Raw genomic sequence first — 19,696 nt, 5'->3', positions numbered from 1 at the left:
TCTTAATAATCCAGTTAACAGATATTGTCGCCGCCATTAGAATGCTGTGCAATTGCGCATCCTTACCTTTGGCGCAGACCCATTTCCAGGAGTCCCCCGTACATGAGCAACATGAACCACGAGCGTGTCCTCAGTGTTCATCACTGGAACGACACTCTGTTCAGCTTCAAGTGCACCCGCGATCCGGGCCTGCGCTTCGAGAACGGTCAGTTCGTGATGATCGGCCTGCAACAGCCCAACGGCCGCCCGCTCATGCGCGCTTACTCGATTGCCAGCCCGAACTGGGAAGAGCATCTGGAATTCTTCAGCATCAAGGTGCCGGATGGTCCGCTGACTTCCCAATTGCAGCATTTGAAGGAAGGCGACGAGATCATCATCAGCAAAAAACCGACGGGCACCCTGGTGCTTGACGATTTGAAGCCGGGCAAACACCTGTACCTGCTCAGCACCGGCACTGGGCTCGCGCCGTTCATGAGCGTGATCCAGGATCCGGAGACCTACGAGCGTTTCGAAAAAGTGATCCTGTGCCACGGCGTGCGTTACGTCAACGAAGTTGCCTACCGCGAATTCATCACCGAGCACCTGCCGCAGAACGAGTTCTTCGGTGAGGCCCTGCGTGACAAGTTGATCTACTACCCGACCGTGACCCGCGAGCCGTTCGAAAACGAAGGCCGCCTGACCGACCTGATGCGCAGCGGCAAGCTGTTCAGCGACATCGGCCTGCCACCGATCAACCCTGAAGACGACCGCGCCATGCTGTGCGGCAGCCCAAGCATGTTGGATGAGACCAGCGAAGTGTTGAACAGCTTCGGCCTGAAGGTTTCGCCACGGATGCGTGAGCCGGGTGATTATTTGATCGAGCGTGCGTTCGTCGAGAAGTAATACAGAGTCAGTAACACCAGCGATCCAAAAAGTGTGGGAGCTGGCTTGCCTGCGATGCAGACACCTCAGTGGTTCAGTTGAACCGAGGTGATGCTATCGCAGGCAAGCCAGCTCCCACATTTGGTTTTCGCCCTATTTAGCCGAAACCACTTCCAGCACACAAATCATCCCCGGCTCCGGGTAGTGCCAGCGCACATCCACATCCCAGAACCGCACACCGTATTCACGCTCAGGACCGGGCGTTTGGTAGGCCGGTCGCGGATCTTGCGCCAGGCACTGATCAATCAACTCCACCAACGGCTCACCAAGGCGCTGGGCGTGGCCTTGCGCCTGTTGCAGCGCAGCCTTGAGCCATTGCACGCCGATCTGCGCGGGCGCATCGCTGGCGATGTCGTTGGTGGCCGCATCCACGATATCGGCATAGGGCACATACGGCTTGATATCCAGCACCGGCGTGCCATCGAGCAAATCGATCCCGGAAATCCACAGGCGCCCCGGTTCCACCTTGTCCAGCTTCACCACCGACTGGCCAATGCCATTGGGCCGATGGGTTGCGCGGGTGGCAAACACGCCCATGGACGTATTGCCGCCCAGGCGTGGCGGGCGCACTTTCAGGCGTGGTTTGTCTTCCAGGGCCTGATGAAACAGAAACAGCAGCCACACATGGCTGACCTGTTCCAGCCCCTGCACCGCCTCGCCCTGGTCGAACGGCGCCACCAGCTCCAGCACGCCACGGGCAGCCGGTGCCAGTTGCGGTTGGCGCGGGATGGCGAACTTCTCCTTGAAACAGGAGCGTACGAAGCCGACGGGCGAGACCTGGTAACTCATGGCTTAGGCACGGACCCGCAAGGTCAGGCCCTTGAGGAAGTTGCGCAGCAACTGGTCGCCACAGGTGCGGTAGTTGGTATGACCAAACTTGCGAAACAGCGCGCTCAGCTCTGGCTTGGACACCGGGAACTCCGCTGCCTTGAGGATGGCATGCATGTCGTCTTCCTTCAGTTCGAAGGCCACGCGCAGCTTTTTCAGGATGATGTTGTTGGTCACCGGGGTTTCGATCGGCTGCGGTGGACGGCTTTCGTCCTTGCCGCGCTTGAAAATCACCAGGCCATCAAGGAAGTGAGCCATGACTTCATCCGGGCAGAACACGAAGCCTTCTTCCTCATCTTTCTTGAGGTAGGTCAGCAGGTCTTCCTTGGTCACGTCCATGCCGCCGAGCTTGATGATCTCGACCATCTTGTTGTCGCTGATGTCGAGCATGTAGCGCACGCTGCGCAGTACGTCGTTGTGAATCATGGTGGGCAATCCTGGTATTCAACTGATGACACCGCCGGAATCAGGCGGTGTCGGGAAAAGGGGAACGGTTTAGAACTTCTCTTTGCCGGACAGGTAACGCCATTGACCCACTGGCACCTTGCCAATGGACACACCGCCGATGCGGATGCGGCGGATGGCGATGACTTTCAGGCCAACGGCTTCGCAGAACAGCGCGATCACGCCGGGTTGCGGGTTTTTCATCGCAAAGCGCAGTCGGTTTTCGTTCTGCCAGCTGGCTTTCACGGCGGGCAGCTCTTTACCCTTGTAGGTCAGGCCGTGGTTCAGGCGGTTAAGGCCGTGGGCAACCATGTCGCCTTCGACTTCTACCACGTATTCCTGCTCGATCTTGGCGGCATCGGCGGTCAACTTGCGCAGAATCTTCCAGTCCTGAGTGAACACCAACAGACCGCTGGCTTTGGCTTGCAGGTCGGCGCTGGCGGTCAGGCGCAGGAAATGCCCCTTGAGCGGGCGCTTACTGAAGCGGTGTTCTTCGGACAGGGTCTCGGCGCTGATCGTGGCCATGGCGGTTTCTGCGTCCATGCCAGCCGGCGCGTGCAACAGAATGGTCACCGGCTCTGGCGCGGTGGCTTTGGCCTCTGGGTCCAGCTCGACTTTTTCGGTAGTGACCTTGAACTGCGGCTCGTCGATCACTTCGCCGTCCACCGAGACCCAGCCGCCTTCGATAAACAGCTCAGCCTCCCGACGGGAGCAACCGACCAGTTCGATAAGGCGTTTGGAGAGGCGTATGGGGTCAGTCATGACAAGGGCCGTAACAAAAGGGGGCCACTATTGTACCTGCCTGGCGCCGGTTAATCCCGGCCCCATTTCAGCGCATGTGCCTTAACATTATTTAACTGAGGCACCACGGATCAAATGTGGGAGCTGGCTTGCCTGCGATGGCGGTATACCAGCACCGGATGGGTAGACTGATCCGACGCCTTCGCAGGCAAGCGAGCTCCCACAGTTCAGGCCTTACGGGCCTGTTGCTGCTGGTGTAGGCGCAGGTGCAGCAATGGATAGGGCTGCCCAAGACCATCATGCTCTGTGCGCCCGATGACCTCAAAGCCTTGCTTGAGGTAAAAACCCAGGGCCTGGGGGTTCTGTTCGTTGACGTCCAGTTCATCGGCATTCATGTGTTCGATCGCGTAACCCAGCAATTGCCGGCCCAGTCCCTGGCCACGGTGGTGCGGGTCGATAAACAGCATCTCCACCTTACCCGCCGACACTCCGGCGAACCCGGTGATGTGTTGGCGTGAGTCTTTGGTGCAAATCAGCATCACTGCATCCAGGTAGCGGGTCAGCACCAGGTTTTTCAGCAGATCGATATAGCTGTCCGGCAGGAAGTCGTGGGTGGCGCGTACCGACGCTTCCCAGATCTGCGCCAGGCGCTCGTAGTCGCTGGCTTTAGGTGTGTAGATGACCGAATGCTGACGCATGACCGCTGCCCCTTGGCGTAATTGGCGCTGATGGGCAAAACGATAGACCTAAAAAAGCCCCGCATCTTGTCAGAGGCGGGGCTTTTTTAAAATTTTACGCAAACACCCTTCAGTCGCGCTTTTCAGCCCACAAGTCGTACTCGTCGGCGTCGGTCACGGTGCACCAGACCTTGTCGCCCGGTTTCAAGCCGCTGGCATCGTCAATAAACACGTTACCGTCGATTTCCGGGGCATCGAAGAAGCAGCGGCCAACGGCGCCTTGCTCGTCGACTTCATCGATCAACACTTCGATTTCCTTGCCGATGCGCAGTTGCAGGCGTGCCGAGCTGATCGCCTGCTGGTGCGCCATGAAGCGCTCCCAACGGTCTTGTTTGACGTCGTCCGGCACCACGGCCAGATCCAGCAGGTTGGCCGGAGCGCCCTCCACCGGCGAGTACTGGAAGCAACCGACGCGGTCCAGCTGCGCTTCGGTCAGCCAGTCCAGCAGGTACTGGAAGTCTTCTTCGGTCTCGCCGGGGAAGCCGACGATGAAGGTGGAACGGATGATCAGTTCCGGGCAGATCTCGCGCCAGTTCTTGATGCGTGCCAGGGTCTTGTCTTCAAACGCCGGGCGTTTCATCGCCTTGAGCACTTTCGGGCTGGCGTGCTGGAACGGGATGTCCAGGTACGGCAGGATCTTGCCGGCGGCCATCAACGGGATCAGTTCGTCCACGTGCGGGTAGGGGTAAACGTAGTGCAGGCGCACCCATACGCCCAGGCTGCTCAACGCTTCGCAGAGTTCGGTCATGCGGGTTTTCACCGGCGCGCCGTTCCAGAAGCCGGTGCGGTATTTCACATCGACGCCGTAAGCGCTGGTGTCCTGGGAGATCACCAGCAGCTCCTTGACGCCAGACTTGACCAGGCGCTGGGCCTCATCAAGCACATCACCGACCGGGCGGCTCACCAGCTTGCCGCGCATCGACGGGATGATGCAGAAGCTGCAGCTGTGGTTGCAGCCTTCAGAAATCTTCAGGTACGCGTAGTGACGCGGGGTCAGCTTGATGCCCTGGGGCGGCACCAGGTCTATCAGCGGGTTGTGGTCCTGACGTGGCGGCACCACTTCGTGCACGGCGTTGACCACCTGCTCGTACTGCTGCGGGCCGGTCACGGCCAGCACGCTCGGGTGCACGTTGCGGATATTGCCTTCTTCCACGCCCATGCAACCGGTCACGATGACCTTGCCGTTTTCCTTGATGGCTTCGCCGATCACTTCCAGCGACTCGGCTTTGGCCGAGTCGATAAAGCCGCAGGTGTTGACCACCACCACATCGGCGTCCTGGTACGTGGACACGACGTCATAGCCTTCCATCCGCAATTGCGTGAGGATGCGCTCGGAGTCGACCAGAGCCTTCGGGCAACCCAGGGAAACAAAGCCAACCTTGGGGTTGGCTTTTGCGATGGTGGTGGACATGTCTAACCTCGGTATTGAATGACGCTGCCGGTCGTGCACGACAAGGCAACGGATGGGCGCTTGGTGCGCCTCTGATCAAAAAGTGCGCAATTCTATCGGCGGGCAGCGCACTTGACCAGCTTTATGCAGGGAAATACGACGAGTGCTGCGCTATGCTTCGCGCCGTTGCGCACGGGTAATGCCCTTGGGTCAATAAAACGTCTGTTACGAGAAGTAAAACAGTACATGCTAGGGTCAGCTTAGTCGTGCTGTTTATAAAAGACCTCGGGTCAAAGGGCAGGAGTGGTTGATGGGTCAGGCAAGTAGTCAGGCAGCAGGTGCCGAGCATTCCAACGCCAAGCCGATTGGCATGCTGGTGGCGGCGGTCGGGGTGGTTTATGGCGATATCGGGACCAGCCCGCTCTACACCCTTAAAGAGGTGTTCAACGGCGGTTATGGCGTGCAGGTCAACCATGACGGTGTTCTGGGGATTTTGGCGCTGATCTTCTGGTCGCTGATCTGGGTGGTGTCGATCAAGTACATGTTGTTCGTGCTACGTGCCGACAACCAGGGCGAGGGCGGGATTATGGCGCTCACCGCGTTGGCGCGGCGGGCCGCCGGGGAGCGTGCAAAATTGCGCAGTTTCCTGGTGGTGTGCGGCCTGTGTGGCGCGGCGCTCTTTTATGGCGACAGCATGATCACCCCGGCGATTTCGGTATTGTCGGCCATCGAAGGCCTGGAGCTGGCGTTCGACGGCCTGGAAAAATGGGTCGTGCCCATTGCGTTGATCGTGCTGGTGGCGCTGTTTCTGATCCAGAAGCACGGCACCGATCGTATCGGCAAGTTGTTCGGCCCGGTGATGGTCACCTGGTTCCTGGTGCTGGGCGGTCTGGGGGTGTATGGCATCTTGCAGCAGCCCGAAGTATTGAACGCACTCAACCCTGCATGGGGCGTGCGCTTCTTTATGGTTCACCCCGGCATCGGCGTGGCGATTCTGGGCGCGGTGGTGCTGGCCTTGACCGGCGCCGAAGCGCTGTACGCCGACATGGGCCACTTCGGGCGCAAACCCATTGCCCGTGCCTGGTTCATCCTGGTGCTGCCGGCGCTGGTGCTCAACTATTTCGGCCAGGGCGCGATGCTGCTGGGCGATCCGGAGGCCGCGCGCAACCCGTTTTACCTGCTGGCGCCGAGCTGGGCGCTGATCCCGCTGGTGGGCTTGTCCACCCTGGCGACCGTGATCGCGTCCCAGGCGGTGATCTCCGGTGCGTTCTCGTTGACCCGCCAGGCGATCCAGCTGGGTTACATCCCACGTATGCATATCCAGCACACTTCGAGTGCCGAGCAGGGCCAGATCTACATCGGCGCCGTGAACTGGTCGCTGATGGTGGGCGTGATCCTGCTGGTGCTGGGTTTCGAGTCCTCCGGCGCTCTGGCCTCGGCCTACGGTGTAGCGGTGACCGGCACCATGCTGATGACCACTATTTTGGTGTCGGCGGTCATGCTGTTGTTGTGGAAGTGGCCGCCGGTGCTGGCAGTGCCGGTGTTGCTCTGCTGCTTGCTGGTGGATGGTCTGTTCTTCGCCGCCAACGTGCCCAAGGTGATCCAGGGCGGCGCGTTCCCTGTGCTGGCGGGGATCGTGTTGTTCGTGTTGATGACCACCTGGAAGCGCGGCAAGCAATTGCTGGTCGAGCGCCTCGACGAGGGTGGGCTGCCGTTGCCGATCTTTATCGGCAGCATTCGCGTGCAGCCGCCCCATCGCGTACAGGGTACGGCGGTGTTCCTCACCGCGCGCCCGGATGCGGTGCCCCACGCCCTGTTGCATAACCTGCTGCACAACCAGGTGCTGCATGAGCAAGTGGTGCTATTGACGGTGGTCTACGAAGACATTCCACGGGTGCCTGCCGCACGGCGTTTCGAGGTGGATTCCTACGGCGAAGGCTTCTTTCGCGTGATCCTGCACTTCGGCTTCACCGATGAGCCGGACGTGCCCGAAGCACTGAAGCTGTGCCATCTGGATGACCTGGATTTCAGCCCGATGCGCACCACCTATTTCCTCAGCCGCGAGACCGTTATTGCCTCGCGCATCAAGGGTATGGCGCGCTGGCGCGAAACCTTGTTTGCCTTCATGTTGAAGAATGCCAACGGTAACCTGCGGTTCTTCAAGTTGCCGGTAAACCGTGTGATCGAGCTGGGCACTCAGGTCGAAATGTAAGGCGCTGCATATCGGGAGCCGGCAATCGGCTCCCGCTTTCCTTTCTGAACCCTGTGCAATCGATGGTTGTCGACTAGGCTGGTAGGAGCGAGCTTGCTCGCGAAAAACGTCAACGATAACGCGTTAATCCTGGTTAAACGCTGCGCCTGTGCGGCCTTCGCGAGCAAGCTCGCTCCTACACAAATGCTTATGAAACCCACAAGAGGTGCGCCATGAGTCAGCTGCTCGAACCTTATACCCTGCGCCAATTGACCCTGCCCAATCGCATCGCGGTCTCGCCGATGTGCCAATATTCCAGCGATGACGGCCTGGCCAATGACTGGCACCTGGTGCATCTCGGCAGCCGAGCTGTGGGCGGTGCCGGGCTGATTTTCACCGAGGCCACCGCCGTGACGGCTGATGGGCGTATCACCGCCCAGGACCTGGGCCTGTGGAACGACGCCCAGATCGAACCGCTGCAGCGCATCACGCGCTTTATCGCGGCCCAGGGCGCGGTGGCGGGTATTCAACTGGCCCACGCCGGACGCAAGGCCAGCACCCACCGGCCCTGGATCGGCAAGCATGGCAGCGTCAAGCCGGAGGAGGGCGGCTGGGTGCCGGTGGGCCCTTCGCCAATTGCGTTTGACCCCAATCACACCCAGCCCAAGCAATTGGACGAAGGGCAGATCGAACAAGTGATCGCCGACTTTGTCGCCGCCGCCAAGCGCGCCTTGACCGCAGGTTTTGAAGTGGTGGAAATCCACGCCGCCCATGGCTACCTGCTGCATCAGTTTCTTTCGCCCATCAGCAACCAGCGTCAGGACCACTACGGTGGCTCGTTCGAAAACCGCATTCGCCTGGTGCTGGAAGTAACCAAGGCCGTGCGGGCCGCCTGGCCACAGGAATTGCCGCTGTTTGTGCGGGTATCGGCCACCGACTGGGTAGAAGATGGCTGGAACCCGGATGAAACCGTGGAACTGGCGCGCCGCCTGAAAGATTTGGGCGTTGACCTGATCGATGTATCTTCCGGCGGCACCGCTGCCAACGCCGAGATTCCCACCGGCCCCGGCTACCAGACCCGCTTCGCCGAGCGCGTGCGCAAGGAGTCGGGCATTGCCACCGGCACGGTCGGCATGATTACCGAACCGGCCCAGGCCGAGCACATCCTGCGTACCTGCCAGGCCGACATCATCTTCCTGGCCCGTGAACTGCTGCGCGACCCGTACTGGCCGTTGCATGCCGACGATGACCTGGGCGGGCGCAAAGCTATCTGGCCGGCGCAGTACCAGCGGGCAACCCACCGGGACCAGCCGATCCATGAGTCGGATCTGCGCGATTGACCCTACTCACCTCTGTGCCAAACCCACCCTGATACGGTGGGTTTTTTCATGCTCGCGTTGTAGGCGTTCCGCAGCCGACACCGGCTATCACGTGAGTAATGGCTGTAGGTTTTTATTACCGAAGCTATTTTTTTAAGTGAATACTCTAAAAAAATCCCACGTGTGACGAGATAGTTTCTAAGCTTAGGGTGAGCCTGGTTCCTGGCCCAGGGAGGCAGGCTGTTTGTCCACGAAAGCGTTGTACTTCGGGGAGTTTGGAAATGGGCACCAGGAGTATTTGACTGATAGCAGGAGTAGTGGTCCATGGCCAAATCCTATGGCGTAGCGGGTGCGATGGCGTCTTTTCTGAGCCGCCGGATGTCCTTGCGGGGTCGAAGGTTGAGTTCGGATGAAATGGAGTTGCTGGCCCAATACCGGGCGCTGACCGAGAGCGATCAGGTGGCGATGCGGTATCTGATTGGCGCGATGAAAAGCGTGTCGCGGTTCTAAGCCACCTGTGATCATTCCCACGCTGCGGCGTGGGAATGATCAGGCGGTTAATTTCAGGTGTACTTGCGCTGCTCCGGTGCAGGCGGGAAGTACTGATAGAGCCAGGTTTCGCTCAGAGTGCGGTCCTGGGTCCGAATAAACAGACGCAGTTCAACCGGCTCCACGCTGTCGCTGGTGGGGTACCAGTCGAACAGGATGCGATAGCCCTTGATGTTATCCAGCACCAGCACGCTGAAATCCTTCACCTCACCCTGGGAACAGGTCACCACCGGCTCGATGCCGGTGCCCGCCGGCAAGCGATCCAGGCCGCCGCCCTTGAAATCTACGGCGAAACGCCGCGCCCACACCTTCGGGTAATGCTCGCCGGGTGCCCAGCCTTCGGTAAAACCACCCATGCCTGAGCGGGTCGCGTCGACCTGCGCCAACGGCGTGCTCACCGGTGGCAGTGCGCTCCAGTACAACTTGTAGCCATAGTTGAGCGAGTCACCGGCGGCGACGGGCTTTTTCGGGGTCCAGAAGGCGACGATATTGTCCAGGGTTTCGCCGGTGGTAGGGATTTCCAACAGATCGATCGAGCCTTCGCCCCACGCAGTGGTAGGTTCAACCCACAGGCTTGGGCGCTTGCTGTACCAGTCAACGGTGTCCTGGTAGCTGGCGAATTCATGGTCGGTTTGCACCAGGCCGAAGCCTTTGGGGTCGGTGTCGGCAAACGCGTTGAATTGCAGCTTGGCCGGGTTGTTCAGTGGGCGGCAGACCCACTCGCCGTTGCCGCGCCACATGGCCAGGCGGTCCGAGTCGTGGATTTGCGGGTGGATGGTGTCGCACATGCGCCGCTCATGGGTGCCGCAGCTGAACATGCTGGTCATTGGGGCGATGCCCAATTGTTCGATGGCGGTGCGTGCATTGATGTGGGCGTCGATTGCCATCACCACCTGGTTGGCCTGGCAGTCGATATCGAAGCGGTAGGCGCCGGTTGCGCTTGGCGAGTCGAGCAGGGCGTAGACCACAAACCGGGTGGCATTCTTGTCGGGAGTCTCGAACCAGAACTGCGTAAAGTCTGGGAACTCCTCGCGTTTTTTCGCGTAGGTATCAATCGCCAGGCCACGGGCCGACAGGCCATATTGGCCGGTGGAATCCACCGCGCGAAAGTAGCTGGCGCCGAGAAACGACAGCACGTCATGGCGGTCCAGCTCCGGCGCCTTGAACAGCTTGAAACCGGAAAAACCCAGGTCACCGGTCAGTTGCTGGGTGTCCACCGTGGTTTTTTCGTAGTTGAACAGCGAAGGGCGGAAGTGCACTTCGCGGGCCTCCCGGGTCTTGGGATCGACACTGTGCATGCGCACCGGCGTCTTGAAGCCCATGCCGACATGGAAGAACTGCACGTCCAGTTGGCCGTTCAGCTCCTTCCACAACGAATGGTTGGCGTCATAACCAATGGCATTGAAATTCTGCGGGGTCATGTTGGCCAGGGTGGGCGGCAGCACCTGCTTAGTGTCCTGATAGCCACGGGTGGCCAGTTGCTTGGCTTGCGCCTTGAGCGATTCGAAATCGAACGCCACGGCCTTGCCATCGGCGGCACGGTTCCCGGCCCAAGCCTGCGCGGCCAGCAGGCCACTGGCCGACAACCCTGTGTAAGCCGCAATGGCCATGGATGCTTTGAGCAAATTCCTGCGGTGCATAGAGACAACCTGTCGTGAGCAAATCCCGCGCCGTTCCTGGCACGTAACGGATCAGAAATAACGGTTCGGACATGCCTTCGGCCAAACGCAACGGACATTAAACAGACGCCGGATAGCTTAAGCGGTTCGATGAACAAGGCAAATTGATTGATGGCGGGATGATGGCTCTGCATGTGCAACAAGACATTTCCCGCTTGGCAGGTCAGCGTTACATCTGGAAGCACTCTAGATCACGGCTTTTTGGCACTTAGTCTTACGCTTGGGGCCTATTGGTCCTATGAACCCAAGTGTCTGGAGGCTACGAATGAATACCCGCGGATTGCTCGATCAGTTGCTCAAGTCTGGCCAGGATATGTTGCAAAACAAGGCAGGCGGCCAACGCAAATCCAACGACAAAAGCGCCCTTGGCGGTTTGCTCGGCGGCAGCGGGCTGGGCAGCATGCTCGGCGGTGCCGGCGGTGGTGCCCTGGCGGCAGGAGCCATGGGCTTGCTGCTGGGCAACAAAAAAGCGCGCAAATTCGGCGGCAAGGCCCTGACCTACGGCGGCCTGGCTGCATTAGGCGTGATTGCCTACAAAGCCTACGGCAACTGGCAAGCCCAGCAAGCCAGAGCCCCGCAAGCCGAGCCACAAACCATCGACCGCCTGCCACCGGCCCAGGTCGAACAACACAGCCAGGGCATCCTCAAGGCACTCGTTGCAGCGGCCAAGGCAGACGGCCATGTGGATGAGCGCGAGCGCGGGTTGATCGAAGGCGAATTCACCAAGCTGGACAACGACCAGGAGCTGCAACACTGGCTGCACGCCGAACTCAACAAACCCCTGGACCCCACCGATGTTGCCCGCGCCGCCAGCACTCCGGAAATGGCCGCCGAAATGTACATCGCCAGCGTAATGCTGGTGGATGAGGAAAACTTCATGGAAAAAGCCTACCTGGACGAACTGGCGCGCCAACTGAAACTTGAACCCGGTTTAAAGCTGGAGCTGGAAAAGCAAGTGCGGCTCAACGCATAAGTAAGGCTATCGACGCAGCTCTACCCGCTAACAACGATGCGAAGCGAGCCGCTCTTGCTCTTGCTCTTGATCTGCTTTTGATCTTGATCTCAGGCGCCCCGTTAAACCACGCTGGCCGGAATTCGACAGGGATTTGGGGGGTAAACCGGCAGGGACGCCGGTTTAGCCGCCCCGCGCCATGGATGGCGCGTGGCGGCGGCCCCCCAAATTCATGGCGAATTACGGGCACACCGAGCCCAGGCGAGGTGCCGAGTGGTGGGGCAAGAGCCCTTTTGGTTACTTTTGGGGCTCTTTTCCAAAAGTGACCCGCTGTAAAAGCGGAACCCATAGCAGCCGTTACCCAAATAACGGATATGTACTCGGTCTCATCGGGAGCAAGCCCCCTCCCACATCTGCTCCACGCCCCCTCAGTTAGATCCCTATAGCTGCAGATGCCCCCATCCCACTTATGCATTCTGTGGCCCCTCCCTCAAAAGCGTTGATAAACCCGAGCATCCGCTCAGCTATACTCCCCTCCATTTGAATGCCCCTGCGAGGAATTACTGTGAAGAACTGGACCCTGCGCCAAAGGATTTTGGCGAGCTTTGCGGTAATCATCGCCATCATGCTGCTGATGGTAGTGCTCTCTTATTCACGCCTGCTGAAGATCGAAGCCAGCGAAAACTCCGTGCGCGACGACGCTGTTCCCGGCGTGTTTTTCAGCTCGATGATCCGCAGCGCCTGGGTCGACAGCTACCTGCAAACCCAGGAACTGGTAGGGATCCACGAAAACCAGGGCATTTCCGACGAAGACAGGCAGGACTACAAGGCATTCGAAGCGCGGCTTGAGCAGCACATGGCCAGTTACGCGAGCACGATCAATATCACCCAGGATCGCACCGAGTTCGATGCCTTCGAAAAACTGCACCAGAACTACAACGCTATTCTTGCCCAAGTCCTGGCGGCTCATCAGAGTAACAACCCGACCGAGGCACTGAGGCTGTTCAACGAGCAACTGACCCCCGCCTGGACCGCAGGCCGCATGAAGCTCAACGACATCATCAATGAGAACAAACAGGTCGCCGACAACGCCACCGCAGCCATCGATGATGCTGTAGCGGCGGCGAAGGTCAGCATGGGTGTCTCGCTGCTGCTGGCGATTCTCGCCGCAGCGCTGTGCGGCCTATTGCTGATGCGCGCGATCATGGCGCCGATGCAACGTATCGTGCAGATCCTGGAAGTCATGCGCACCGGCGACCTGAGCAAGCGCCTGAACCTGGAGCGCAAGGACGAATTCAACGCGGTCGAAACCGGCTTCAATGACATGATGACCGAGCTGACTGCCCTGGTGTCCCAGGCGCAGCGTTCGTCGGTGCAGGTTACCACCTCGGTCACCGAGATTGCCGCGACCTCCAAGCAGCAGCAGGCCACCGCCACTGAAACAGCAGCTACCACCACCGAAATCGGCGCCACCTCCCGTGAAATTGCGGCCACGTCCAAAGACCTGGTGCGCACCATGACCGAAGTGTCCACCGCCGCCGATCAGGCTTCGGTGGCCGCCGGTTCCGGCCAGCAGGGCCTGGCACGCATGGAAGAGACCATGCACTCGGTGATGGGCGCCGCCGACCTGGTCAACGCCAAGCTGGCGATCCTCAATGAGAAGGCCGGCAACATCAATCAGGTGGTGGTCACCATCGTCAAGGTGGCCGACCAGACCAACCTGTTGTCGCTCAACGCCGCCATCGAAGCGGAGAAAGCCGGTGAATACGGACGCGGATTTGCCGTGGTGGCCACCGAAGTGCGCCGCCTGGCCGACCAGACTGCCGTGGCGACCTACGACATCGAGCAAATGGTGCGTGAGATTCAGTCAGCAGTGTCGGCGGGCGTAATGGGCATGGACAAGTTCTCCGAGGAAGTCCGCCGGGGCATGTCCGAAGTGCAGCAAGTGGGCGAGCAACTGTCGCAGATCATCCATCAGGTTCAGGCCTTGGCGCCGCGGGTGTTGATGGTCAACGAAGGGATGCAGGCTCAGGCCACCGGCGCTGAACAGATCAACCACGCGCTGGTGCAATTGGGCGATGCCAGCAGCCAGACCGTCGAATCCCTGCGCCAGGCCAGCTTTGCCATTGATGAACTGAGCCAGGTCGCAGTGGGTCTGCGCAGCGGCGTGTCGCGTTTCAAAGTCTGATGAGCGACCTCGCGGCTAAACGCGTCGCCGTCCCGGCAGCGAAAAAAGCATTGTTCCTGGTGTTCTGCATCGGTACCGAACGCTTTGCTCTCAAGGCCACCGAAGTGGCGGAGGTGTTGCCGCGTCTGCCGCTCAAACCCATCGCCCATGCGCCCCTGTGGGTGGCGGGGATCTTTGCCCATCGCGGCGCACTGGTGCCGGTAATCGATGTGAGTGCCCTGACGTTCGGCACCTCGGCCCAGGCCCGCACCAGCACGCGGCTGGTGTTGGTCAACTACCAGCCGCAGCCCTGGAGTGAAGCGCGTTGGCTGGGGCTGATCCTGGAGCAGGCCACCGACACCCTGCGTTGCGACCCCGCCGAGTTCCAGCCTTATGGCGTGGACAACCAGCAGGCCCCCTACCTGGGGCCGGTACGCGAGGATGCCCAGGGCTTGATGCAATGGATTGGCGTCGCCGAGTTGCTGACCGCTGAAGTACGTGCCTTGCTGTTTTCCGCCGAGTTGAGCCTATGAGCAGTGACCCGCGTTTTTCGGCGTTCTTGAAAGAACGCATCGGCCTGGACGTTGCCTCGGTGGGCGAGGCGATCATCGAGCGTGCGGTGCGCCAGCGCTGCCAGTCCTCCCAGGCGCAGTCGACGCAGGATTACTGGCAGCTGTTGCAACATTCCCACGACGAGCAGCAGGCGCTGATCGAAGCGGTGATCGTTCCCGAGACCTGGTTTTTTCGCTACCCCGAGTCCTTCGCAACCTTGGCCCGCCTGGCCCAACTGCGCCTGGCCGAGATCAAGCAGATGCGCGCGCTGCGCATTCTCAGCCTGCCGTGTTCGACGGGTGAAGAACCCTATTCGATTGCCATGGCCTTGTTGGATGCAGGCCTGGCGCCTCATCAGTTCAAGGTGCAGGGGATGGACGTCAGCCCGCTGTCGGTGGAACGTGCCCAGCGCGGCGTGTACGGCAAGAACTCGTTTCGCGGTGCCGATCTTGAGTTTCGCGACCGCCACTTCACTGAAGAAACCGGCGGTTACCGCATCGCCGACCGCGTGCGCGAGCAAGTGCGTCTGCAAGTGGGCAACTTGCTGGACCCGACACTGCTGGCCAACGAGCCAACCTACGATTTTGTGTTCTGCCGCAACCTGTTGATCTACTTTGACCAGCCAACCCAGAAGCAAGTTTTCGATGTACTCAAGGAGCTGACGCACGTAGACGGTGTGCTGTTTATCGGCCCGGCCGAGGGCAGCCTGCTGGGGCGTCATGGCATGCGTTCGATTGGCGTGCCGCAATCCTTTGCCTTCAGTCGGCACGTTGAGCAGGCGGCGCCGGTGTTCGTGCCGACGCCGGCGCCAATACCGCAGCGCAGCACGGCACCGATACCCCGCAAGCCGCGTCCGTTCAGCACGGTCAGTACGGTCAGCACTCAAGTGGCGCCGGTCAAGGTGCCCCACAGCGACGCGGCGGATTTGCTCGGTCAGATCGCCACCCTGGCCAATGAAGGCAAAAGTGCCGAAGCCCGGGCCGCCTGTGAGCGTTATTTAAGCAGCCACCCGCCGGTTGCCCAGGTGTTTTACTGGTTGGGTCTGCTCAGCGATGTGGCCGGCAGCGCCCTGGAGGCCCAGGGGTACTACCGAAAAGCCTTGTACCTGGAACCGCAGCATGCGCAGGCCTTGATGCACCTGGCCGCGTTACTCGAGTCTCAGGGCGACAGTGCGGGGGCGCGCCGGCTACAGGCTCGCGCCGCCCGTAGCGAGCGAGCACACAGTGAGTCCGAACGATGAACAGCCCTGACGCGCTCGACACCGCAGGCCTGGACCTGACGCTGACCGATACCCAAGCCATCGACGACTGTTGGAACCGTATCGGCATTCATGGCGACAGGTCCTGCCCATTGCTGGTCGAGCACATCCATTGCCGCAACTGCTCGGTGTATTCCGCCTCCGCTACGCGCCTGCTCGACCGCTATGCCCTGCAGCAGGATGATCAGCGCCCGCAGGCCGCCGCCGAAGCGGATAGCGAGGTGGTCACCCGTTCGCTGTTGATGTTCCGCCTCGGTGAAGAATGGCTTGGTATTGCCACCCGCTGCCTGGTGGAAGTGGCGCCATTGCAACCGATCCACTCCTTGCCGCACCAGCGTTCCCGTGCGCTTCTGGGGGTTGCCAACGTGCGGGGCGCGCTGGTGGCGTGCCTGTCGCTGGTGGAATTGCTGGGCCTGGACAGCACCAGCAGCGCGCCCTCAGGCGGGCGCATCATGCCGCGTATGTTGATCATCGCCGCCCAGGACGGCCCAGTGGTCGTGCCGGTGGATGAAGTGGATGGTATCCACGCCATCGATGAGCGCACCTTGAACGCGGCGTCGGCTTCCGGTACCCAGGCCAGCGCACGCTATACCCAAGGTGTGTTGCAGTTCAAAGGCCGCAGCCTGCGCTGGTTGGACGAAGCGCAATTGTTGTCCGCCGTGACCCGGAGCCTCGCATGACCCCCGACCAGATGCGTGATGCCTCGCTGTTGGAACTGTTCAGCCTGGAGGCCGATGCGCAAACCCAGGTATTGAGCACGGGCCTGCTGGCGCTGGAGCGTAACCCGACCCAGGCGGATCAACTCGAAGCCTGTATGCGTGCCGCACATTCGCTCAAGGGCGCGGCGCGGATTGTTGGGGTGGATGCCGGGGTCAGCGTGGCCCATGTCATGGAGGATTGCCTGGTCAGCGCCCAGGAAGGCCGCCTGTACCTGCAACCCGAACATATCGATGCGTTGCTGCAAGGCACTGACCTGCTGATGCGTATCGCCACGCCAGGCAACAGTGTGGGGCCGGTGGATATCCAGGCGTACGTGGCGTTGATGGAGCGTTTGCTCGACCCGGCGCAGGCTCCCGCCATACCCGCGCCCAAACTTGAGCCCGAGCCTGCCCCGGCGCCTTTCGTTGAGGAGTTGCCGCAAGAGCCAGAACTTGTACCGCCTGTCAGCAGTGAACCGCCGCGCCAGAACAAGCGCATGACCGAGGGGGGCTAGCGTGTGCTGCGGGTCACCGCCGAGCGCTTGAACAGCCTGTTGGACCTGTCGAGCAAATCCCTGGTGGAAACCCAGCGGCTCAAACCTCACCTGGCCAGTATGCAACGCCTCAAGCGCATTCAAAGTAACAGCCTGCGCGCCCTCGACGCTCTGGACGGTCACCTCAAGCACCTGGATTTGAATCTTGAGACTCAGGAAGCCCTGGCCGATACACGCCGCTTGTTGAGCGAAGCCCAGACGCTGCTGGCGGATAAAAACGCCGAACTGGACGAGTACGCCTGGCAGGCCGGCCAGCGCGCCCAGGTGCTCTACGACACCGCGCTGGCCTGCCGCATGCGACCGTTTGCCGACGTACTGGCGGGGCAGGTGCGCATGGTGCGTGACCTCGGTCGCAGCCTGGGCAAGCAAGTGCGCCTGGAAATCGAGGGCGAAAAAACCCAGGTCGATCGAGACGTATTGGAAAAGCTCGAAGCACCGCTCACGCATTTACTGCGCAATGCCGTCGACCACGGCATCGAAATGCCCGAGCAGCGTGTACTGGCAGGCAAACCGGCGGAAGGCCTGATCCGCCTGCGCGCATCCCATCAGGCCGGGTTGCTGGTGCTGGAGTTGAGCGACGACGGCAACGGTGTCGACCTGGAGCGCCTGCGCGGCACCATTGTCGATCGGAATTTGTCGCCGGTGGAAACGGCCCTGCGCCTGAGCGAAGAGGAGCTGCTGACCTTCCTGTTCCTGCCGGGGTTCAGTCTGCGCGACAAGGTCACCGAGGTGTCCGGCCGTGGTGTTGGCCTGGATGCGGTGCAGCATATGGTCCGCCAATTGCGTGGCGCGGTGGTGCTGGAGCAGACGGCGGGGCAGGGTAGTCGCTTCCATCTGGAAGTGCCGTTGACCTTGTCGGTGGTGCGCAGCCTGGTGGTGGCAGTCGGCGAAGAAGCCTATGCCTTTCCCTTGGCGCATATCGAACGCATGTGCGACCTGGCCCCCGACGACATCGTGCAGTTGGAAGGCCGCCAGCACTTCTGGCATGAGGGTCGGCATGTTGGCCTGGTTGCCGCCAGCCAGTTGCTGCAGCGCCCGCCGGGGCAGACCCCGTCAGATACCTTGAAAGTGGTGGTGATCCGCGAGCGCGATGCCGTGTACGGGATTGCCGTAGAGCGTTTTATCGGCGAGCGCACCCTGGTGGTGTTGCCGCTGGATGATCGCCTGGGCAAGGTCCAGGACATTTCTGCTGGGGCCTTGCTCGATGATGGCTCGGTGGTATTGATTGTCGATGTCGAAGACATGCTGCGTTCGGTGGACAAATTGCTCAACACCGGCCGCCTGGAACGTATCGCCCGGCGCAGCCAGCAGGCCACCGAAGCGCCGCGCAAGCGCGTGCTGGTGGTGGACGACTCGCTGACGGTACGCGAGCTGCAACGCAAACTATTACTCAATCGCGGTTATGAAGTCGCTGTTGCGGTCGATGGCATGGATGGCTGGAACGCATTGCGCTCCGAGGACTTCGACCTGCTTATCACTGATATTGATATGCCTCGCATGGACGGTATTGAATTGGTCACACTTTTGCGCCGTGACAGTCGCCTGCAATCGTTGCCGGTGATGGTGGTTTCCTACAAGGATCGTGAAGAAGACCGCCGCCGTGGCCTCGACGCCGGAGCCGACTATTATCTAGCCAAAGCCAGTTTCCATGACGACGCCTTGCTCGACGCCGTGGTTGAGCTGATTGGAGGCGCCCGGGCATGAGGATTGCGATCGTCAATGACATGCCCCTGGCGGTAGAAGCCTTGCGCCGCGCCGTGAGCTTTGAGCCCGCCCACGAGGTGGTTTGGGTGGCCAGCAATGGCCTGGAAGCGGTGCGGCGCTGTGCCGAACTGACTCCGGACCTGATCCTGATGGACCTGATCATGCCGGTGATGGACGGTGTGGAGGCCACCCGGCAGATCATGGCCGACACGCCTTGCCCGATTGTGATCGTCACTGTCGACCGCCAGGCCAACGTCAGCCGCGTATTTGAAGCCATGGGGCACGGAGCGCTGGATGTGGTGGATACCCCGGCGCTGGGCGTGGGCAACCCCAAGGATGCAGCGGCACCGCTGCTGCGCAAGATCCTCAATATCGGCTGGTTGATCGGCCAGCGCGGCACGCGGGTGCGTGCCGAAACCCCGCCGCAGCGGGTCACCGGCAAGCGTCAACGGCTGGTGGCCATTGGTTCTTCGGCTGGTGGGCCGGCGGCCCTGGAGGTTCTGCTCAAGGGCTTGCCACGGGATTTTCCCGCAGCCATCGTGCTGGTGCAGCATGTGGACCAGGTGTTCGCCGCCGGCATGGCCGAATGGCTGAGCAGCGCCTCAGGCTTGCCGGTGCGCCTGGCTTGTGAGGGCGAGCCGCCTCAGGCCGGGGTAGTATTGCTGGCTGGCACCAACCACCATATTCGCTTGTTGAAAAATGGCACGCTAGCCTATACCGCAGAGCCGGTGAACGAGATTTACCGACCCTCCATCGACGTGTTTTTCGAAAGCGTCGCCAGTTACTGGAACGGTGACGCCGTCGGCGTACTACTGACCGGCATGGGACGCGACGGGGCCCAGGGCCTCAAGTTAATGCGCGAACAAGGATATTTGACCATCGCCCAGGATCAGCAGAGCTCGGCGGTGTACGGCATGCCCAAAGCGGCGGCGGCGATTGATGCTGCTGTTGAAATTCGCCCACTGGATAGAATTGCGCCCCGATTGCTGGAGGTCTTTGCAAAATGATCAAA

Annotated in this window: 16 protein-coding genes and 1 pseudogene; 11 read left to right on the top strand and 6 right to left on the bottom strand. The window is 60.8% G+C overall.

Annotated features, from left to right (window positions below):
* The first annotated feature begins 102 nt into the window (after nucleotides 1-102).
* Nucleotides 103-882 (top strand): ferredoxin-NADP reductase, encoded by a 780-nt coding sequence (gene fpr, locus JFT63_RS06670; protein ID WP_003189055.1) that lies wholly within the window; start codon nucleotides 103-105, stop codon nucleotides 880-882.
* 132 nt (nucleotides 883-1,014) lie between these two features.
* On the opposite strand, the gene tsaA is transcribed toward fpr, so the two are convergent.
* The 5 genes from tsaA to rimO form a co-directional block, all read right to left on the bottom strand.
* Entirely contained in the window at nucleotides 1,015-1,710 is a 696-nt protein-coding gene (gene tsaA, locus JFT63_RS06665) for a tRNA (N6-threonylcarbamoyladenosine(37)-N6)-methyltransferase TrmO (RefSeq protein WP_057701358.1), read from the bottom strand.
* A gap of 3 nt (nucleotides 1,711-1,713) precedes the next feature.
* Entirely contained in the window at nucleotides 1,714-2,175 is a 462-nt protein-coding gene (locus JFT63_RS06660) for a DUF1456 family protein (RefSeq protein ID WP_005785469.1), read from the bottom strand.
* A 69-nt stretch (nucleotides 2,176-2,244) separates the two neighbouring features.
* Nucleotides 2,245-2,955, bottom strand: a complete 711-nt coding sequence (locus JFT63_RS06655; RefSeq protein ID WP_198843635.1) for an rRNA pseudouridine synthase — start codon at nucleotides 2,953-2,955, stop codon at nucleotides 2,245-2,247.
* A 206-nt stretch (nucleotides 2,956-3,161) separates the two neighbouring features.
* Nucleotides 3,162-3,632 carry a GNAT family N-acetyltransferase gene (locus tag JFT63_RS06650; protein WP_198843634.1) on the bottom strand — a complete coding sequence of 157 codons (471 nt, stop codon included), beginning with the start codon at nucleotides 3,630-3,632 and terminating at the stop codon, nucleotides 3,162-3,164.
* A 109-nt stretch (nucleotides 3,633-3,741) separates the two neighbouring features.
* Nucleotides 3,742-5,082 carry a 30S ribosomal protein S12 methylthiotransferase RimO gene (gene rimO, locus JFT63_RS06645; RefSeq protein ID WP_003231334.1) on the bottom strand — a complete coding sequence of 447 codons (1,341 nt, stop codon included), beginning with the start codon at nucleotides 5,080-5,082 and terminating at the stop codon, nucleotides 3,742-3,744.
* A 289-nt stretch (nucleotides 5,083-5,371) separates the two neighbouring features.
* Here rimO and JFT63_RS06640 point away from each other — a divergent pair, with 289 nt between their 5' ends.
* The 3 genes from JFT63_RS06640 (at nucleotide 5,372) to JFT63_RS06630 (ending at nucleotide 9,081) form a co-directional block, all read left to right on the top strand.
* Nucleotides 5,372-7,273 carry a potassium transporter Kup gene (locus tag JFT63_RS06640; protein ID WP_057701355.1) on the top strand — a complete coding sequence of 634 codons (1,902 nt, stop codon included), beginning with the start codon at nucleotides 5,372-5,374 and terminating at the stop codon, nucleotides 7,271-7,273.
* Between the two features lie 212 nt (nucleotides 7,274-7,485).
* Nucleotides 7,486-8,592 carry an NADH:flavin oxidoreductase/NADH oxidase gene (locus tag JFT63_RS06635; RefSeq protein WP_198843633.1) on the top strand — a complete coding sequence of 369 codons (1,107 nt, stop codon included), beginning with the start codon at nucleotides 7,486-7,488 and terminating at the stop codon, nucleotides 8,590-8,592.
* A 303-nt stretch (nucleotides 8,593-8,895) separates the two neighbouring features.
* Nucleotides 8,896-9,081, top strand: coding sequence for a hypothetical protein (locus JFT63_RS06630; protein WP_005785481.1), 186 nt, complete (start codon nucleotides 8,896-8,898; stop codon nucleotides 9,079-9,081).
* A gap of 53 nt (nucleotides 9,082-9,134) precedes the next feature.
* Here JFT63_RS06630 and JFT63_RS06625 read toward each other — a convergent pair whose 3' ends face one another.
* Nucleotides 9,135-10,760 carry a glucan biosynthesis protein D gene (locus tag JFT63_RS06625; RefSeq protein ID WP_198843632.1) on the bottom strand — a complete coding sequence of 542 codons (1,626 nt, stop codon included), beginning with the start codon at nucleotides 10,758-10,760 and terminating at the stop codon, nucleotides 9,135-9,137.
* Nucleotides 10,761-11,064: 304 nt separating this feature from the next.
* Between JFT63_RS06625 and JFT63_RS06620 the strand changes: the two genes are divergently transcribed.
* From JFT63_RS06620 to JFT63_RS06590, 7 genes and pseudogenes are all read left to right on the top strand, one after another.
* Nucleotides 11,065-11,772, top strand: a complete 708-nt coding sequence (locus JFT63_RS06620; RefSeq protein ID WP_198843631.1) for a tellurite resistance TerB family protein — start codon at nucleotides 11,065-11,067, stop codon at nucleotides 11,770-11,772.
* Between the two features lie 544 nt (nucleotides 11,773-12,316).
* Nucleotides 12,317-13,939 (top strand): methyl-accepting chemotaxis protein, encoded by a 1,623-nt coding sequence (locus JFT63_RS06615; protein ID WP_198843630.1) that lies wholly within the window; start codon nucleotides 12,317-12,319, stop codon nucleotides 13,937-13,939.
* Nucleotides 13,939-14,451, top strand: a complete 513-nt coding sequence (locus tag JFT63_RS06610; protein WP_198843629.1) for a chemotaxis protein CheW — start codon at nucleotides 13,939-13,941, stop codon at nucleotides 14,449-14,451. The genes JFT63_RS06615 and JFT63_RS06610 overlap by 1 nt, the downstream gene beginning before the upstream one ends.
* Nucleotides 14,448-15,710, top strand: a complete 1,263-nt coding sequence (locus JFT63_RS06605) for a CheR family methyltransferase (RefSeq protein WP_198843628.1) — start codon at nucleotides 14,448-14,450, stop codon at nucleotides 15,708-15,710. The genes JFT63_RS06610 and JFT63_RS06605 overlap by 4 nt, the downstream gene beginning before the upstream one ends.
* Nucleotides 15,707-16,408 carry a chemotaxis protein CheW gene (locus JFT63_RS06600; RefSeq protein WP_057701348.1) on the top strand — a complete coding sequence of 234 codons (702 nt, stop codon included), beginning with the start codon at nucleotides 15,707-15,709 and terminating at the stop codon, nucleotides 16,406-16,408. The genes JFT63_RS06605 and JFT63_RS06600 overlap by 4 nt, the downstream gene beginning before the upstream one ends.
* Nucleotides 16,405-18,684: pseudogene (locus JFT63_RS06595) on the top strand (hybrid sensor histidine kinase/response regulator). Before JFT63_RS06600 ends, JFT63_RS06595 begins: the two are co-directional and overlap by 4 nt.
* Complete coding sequence (locus JFT63_RS06590; protein WP_198706793.1) at nucleotides 18,681-19,691, top strand: chemotaxis response regulator protein-glutamate methylesterase; 1,011 nt, start codon at nucleotides 18,681-18,683, stop codon at nucleotides 19,689-19,691. The pseudogene JFT63_RS06595 and the gene JFT63_RS06590 overlap by 4 nt, the downstream one beginning before the upstream one ends.
* Nucleotides 19,692-19,696: the final 5 nt, after the last annotated feature.

The organism is Pseudomonas sp. MF7453, assembly GCF_016405455.1.
Classification (GTDB): domain Bacteria; phylum Pseudomonadota; class Gammaproteobacteria; order Pseudomonadales; family Pseudomonadaceae; genus Aquipseudomonas; species Aquipseudomonas paralactis.
The sequence above is the reverse complement of the archived record's forward strand: the minus strand, read 5'-3'. Positions and strand labels throughout refer to the sequence as shown.